The following is a 4,021-nucleotide window of genomic DNA, read 5'->3' on the forward strand; positions in this document are numbered from 1 at the left end:
CTGGGCTTCGGAAGGGGATCGACGGTGCTCGACATCAACGGATCGCTGTTGCGCCGCGGCCGCGGTCACGGCGCCCGGACAGGAAAGGGGCGGATCGTGGCAAGTTTACGCGGCCGCGTCACGGCCCCGGAGCGACATCCCGCGGCCGTCTTCCGCAACTCCTTCGCGCCATTCACAAAATTGCCTCGGATGATATAGGCAGCGGCAAGGCGTCGTGCGATAAGGCGCCATGATCGTCACCTGCCCCAGCTGTTCGACCCGTTACCTCGTCGATCCGGCGGCGATCGGCCCCGACGGCCGGCGCGTCAAATGCGCCCGTTGCGGCCATCTGTGGCGCGAATCGGCGGTCGAGCCGGTGACGACGGCGGCACCTGTCGCGGCCGAACCGCAGCCGGTGCTGGTCGGGCCGGCGGGCACGCAGGCGGCGCCCCCTCCCCCCTCGACCGCGGGGCACATCACCAACCTGCCGGTGGTGATCAAACCGCGCCGGCGCGACGGGCCGGCGGTCGGCGTGGCGCTCGCGGTGCTGCTGGTCGGCGGGCTGGCCGGGGTCGGCTATTTCGCGCGCGACTCGATCGTCCGCTTCTGGCCGCCGGCGATCCGCCTCTACGACACCATCGGCGTGCCGGTGGCCGAGCCGATGGAGACCGGCGCGCTGGGCCGCGGCCTGGTGCTGCAGGATCTCGAGGTCCGGCGCGTCGCCGCCGGCAGCGGCCAGCAGGTGGTGGTCACCGGCCGGGTCGAGAACCGCGCCCTGCTGACCCGCCCGGTGCCGCCGATCGAGGTGCGCCTGCTGGACGCCAGCCGCACCGTGGTGGCGCGCATGCCGCTGGTGGTGACCGCCGAGCGGCTGGCGCCCGACCAGTCGGTGCAGGTGGCGGCGACGGTCGAGATGGTGCCCGAGGCCGCCACCCGGCTGGAGATCGGCGCGCAGACCGGCACCGGGCCTTAGGCTTGGTTCACGGTCCCTTTCCTACAGCTCCCCCTTGTCATCCTCGGGCTTGACCCGGCAATGACAGGAAGGGGAATGCCTGGGATCCGATGCCAACGCCTGATCTACAGATCCGTCATGGCGAGCCCCGCAGGGGCGTGGCCCTCCAGCGGCACCGCCCCCTGGATGGCCATGTCGCTACGCTCCTCGCCATGACGGTGAGGTCATGGCCGAACAGCCATCGAGTGCCGGCGATCAGCTGACCCCGAACCGCGCCCGCCAGCGCTCGATATCGGCCAGCGAGACATTGCCGCCGCACAGGATCAGCGCCACCCGCGCATCGGCCGGCAGCCGGTCCTTCAGCCGCAGCGCCGCGGCCCAGGTGCAGCCGGCGGCGGGCTCGGTCACCACCTTGGCCTGCTCGGCCAGCACCTGCACGCCGCGCACCGCCTCGGCATCAGGCACCACCAGCACCTCCTCCACCGCGTCGCGCACGATGGCCAGGGTGCGCTCGGAGACCGAGGGCGCGCCGAGGGTGGTGGAGATCGAGGTGACGGCCGGCAGACGCACCGGCTGGCCGGCGGCCAGCGCCTGGCTCATGGCGTCGGCGCCCTCGGTCTCGACGCCCCAGATCCGGATGTCCGGCCGCAGCGCCTTCACCGCGGTGATGACGCCGGAGATCATACCGCCGCCGCCGATCGAAGCGATGATGTCGGTGGTGTCGGGCGCGTCCTCCAGCAGCTCGAGGCCCATCGTGCCCTGGCCGGAGATCACGCGCGGGTCGTCGAAGGGATGGATCAGGGTGCGGCCGGCGGCGGCCTGGCGCTCGGCCTCGGCGAAGGCGGCGGCGATGTCGGCCACCAGCACCACCTCCGCCCCCTCGGCGCGGGTGCCGGCGACGTAGTTCTCCGGCGTCACATTCGGCATGATCAGTGTCGCGTCCAGCCCCAGCACCCGGGCGGCATAGGCGACGCCGAGCGCGTGGTTGCCGCCGGAGACCGCGACCACCCCGGCCGCCCGCTCCGCCTCGCCCAGGCTGAGCATGGCGTTGAAGGCGCCGCGCGCCTTGAACGAGCCGCCATGCTGCAGCAGCTCCAGCTTCGCCGCCACCGGCCGGCCGAGCAGGCTGCCCAGCAGCTCGCGCGGCAGGGTCGGGGTGCGCAGCACATGGGGGGCAATGCGGGCGCGCGCGGCGCGGATCGTCTCGAGCGTGATCGCCGTCACGGGTGGTCCTCGTCCTGGCGGAATCGGGGCCGCGCTCAGAACTGGCGCAGCAGCCTCTGTATATAGTCCCGCTCCAGCGGCGAAGACGAGCGGCCATTGAGGCGCTGGCGCAGCTCATCGAGGATGGCGCGGGCGCGCTCGGTGTCGAACTGGGTCGGCACCTTGGTGTCGCCCTCCGAATTGGACGTCCCCTGGCCGTCCGGCTTCTCGAGCTCGCGGCCCAGCGGGTCCTGGTTCGCAGAGCGGCGGCCCGGCTGGCCCGGGCCGGTCATGCCCGGCTGCAGGGCCATGTTCTCCATCATCTGCTGCGCCAGCCCCTGCAGCCCCTGCTGCAGCTGGTCCAGCGCCTCGGTCTGCGACGGCACGGCGCCGCCGGGGTCGCCCTGGGCCAGGGCCTCGCCCGACTGCTTCATCGCCCGCTCGGCCCGGCCCAGCGGCATCGGGATGTCACCGCCCATGTCGCCGAGCTCGCGCATCATCTCGCCCAGCGCCCGGCGCAGCGCCTCCTGGGTCTGAGCGTTCTGCTCCGGCGTGCCGTCCTGCGGCTGCTGCGAGGACTGGCCCTCCTCGCCCTGCTGGGCCTGCTGCTGGCGGTAGGTCTGGTCCAGCAGCTGGCGCTGGGCGTTGGTCAGCTTCTGCAGGTCCTTCAGCAGGTTCATGGCGCGCTGCTGAGCCTGGGCCTGCTCCTGGCTCATCTGCCCCATGCGCATGTTTTCCATCATGTTCTGCATCTGGGACAGAAGCTGCCGCGCCTGGTCCTTGGCGCCGGATTCCGACAGCTGCTGCATCTTGTCGATCATGTCCTGGAACTGCTTCTGGTCCATGATCTGCGCGTCCGGCGGGATCGGCGTCTCGGCCAGCTCGCCGCGCTGCATCTTCTGCTGCATCTGCTCGGCCATCGCCTGCAGGTAGCGGTCCATCGCCCGGCGCAGCTCGTCGGTCAGCTGCCTGATCTCCTCGTCGCTGGCGTTGCGCTCCAGCGCATCGGCCAGGCGCTGCTGGGCGTCGCGCAGCGACCGCTCGGCCAGCGACATGTCGCCGTCCTCGATCCTGAGCGCGGTGTCCCACAACAGGTCGCGCAGCGCCGCGACATGCGGCTTCGGGTCCTGGGCGAAGAACAGCCGCCGCGCCGCGGTGCGCAGCGCCAGGAACACCACCTTGTCGTCGTAATAGCGGTCCGGCCGCTGCGACAGCATGTCGAGCGTCTCGGCCACGGTCTCCGACTGGTCCGGCTGCAGCGTCAGGGTGCGGCGCTGCTCGATGATGGCGCGGGCCACCGGGTGGTGGAACTCGCGCTCCGGCAGCGCCACCCGCTCCGGCGCGGACTTCGTGCTCTGCCCCGCCGCGTCGGTCGCGGTCAGCACGATGTCGACCGCCTGCCCGGCCCAGGCATGCGGCGTCAGGTCCTGGTAGCTGGTGGTCTTGAGCTCCTTCGGCCAGCGCCCCGGCACGGAGAGCGGGATGGTCAGCGGCGCCGGGTCCAGCACCGCCGGCGCGCCGGGCGCCAGGGTCAGGGTCGCGGTCAGGGTGGCGATGCCGTAATCGTCGCCGGCGGTGGCGTCGATCCGCAGCGCCTGGCGCTCGGTCGGCTTCGGCTTGTCGGTGAAGGAGACGGTCGGCGGCGCGTCGGGCAGCACCTTGACCGGCCAGTCGCCCAGGGTGGTGCCGTCCTGGCTGACGCTGAGCCGGTCGCCGCCGGTGATCTTGGCCTGCAGCTCGTAGTTGCCGCCCTCGATCGGGGCAAAGGCCGTGTCGCTGCCGGCGAGGCTGAGGGTCGGGGCCTCGTCGCCGCCGGCGACCCGGCCGACCAGGGCGCTGCCGGTCGGAATCTCCACCGGCCCCGGCGCCGGCTGGCCGGCCCCGGGC

4 protein-coding genes are annotated in these 4,021 nt (G+C 72.4%); 2 read left to right on the plus strand and 2 right to left on the minus strand.

Features of this window, described 5'->3' with window-relative positions; genetic code table 11:
• Together P409_RS40985 and P409_RS40175 are read left to right on the plus strand one after the other, a co-directional pair.
• Positions 1 to 198 (plus strand): hypothetical protein (locus tag P409_RS40985; RefSeq protein WP_238578797.1); only part of this gene is annotated, 198 nt, incomplete at its 5' end.
• A gap of 31 nt (positions 199 to 229) precedes the next feature.
• Complete coding sequence (locus P409_RS40175) at positions 230 to 952, plus strand: DUF3426 domain-containing protein (protein ID WP_052121510.1); 723 nt, start codon at positions 230 to 232, stop codon at positions 950 to 952.
• A gap of 234 nt (positions 953 to 1,186) precedes the next feature.
• Here the strand turns inward: P409_RS40175 and P409_RS28530 are convergent, their stop codons facing one another.
• Positions 1,187 to 2,155, minus strand: a complete 969-nt coding sequence (locus P409_RS28530; RefSeq protein ID WP_161790490.1) for a threonine ammonia-lyase — start codon at positions 2,153 to 2,155, stop codon at positions 1,187 to 1,189.
• Between the two features lie 35 nt (positions 2,156 to 2,190).
• Positions 2,191 to 4,021: DUF4175 domain-containing protein (locus P409_RS28535; RefSeq protein WP_034846398.1), on the minus strand; the 1,831-nt coding region annotated here is incomplete at its 5' end.

This window comes from Inquilinus limosus MP06 (assembly GCF_000767795.1).
Classification (GTDB): Bacteria; Pseudomonadota; Alphaproteobacteria; order DSM-16000; family Inquilinaceae; genus Inquilinus; species Inquilinus limosus_E.

What these genes read in the sequence shown, in the direction of transcription:
- P409_RS40175 (WP_052121510.1), top strand. Translation starts at nt 230, where the DNA reads ATGATCGTCACCTGCCCCAGCTGTTCGACCCGTTACCTCGTCGATCCG.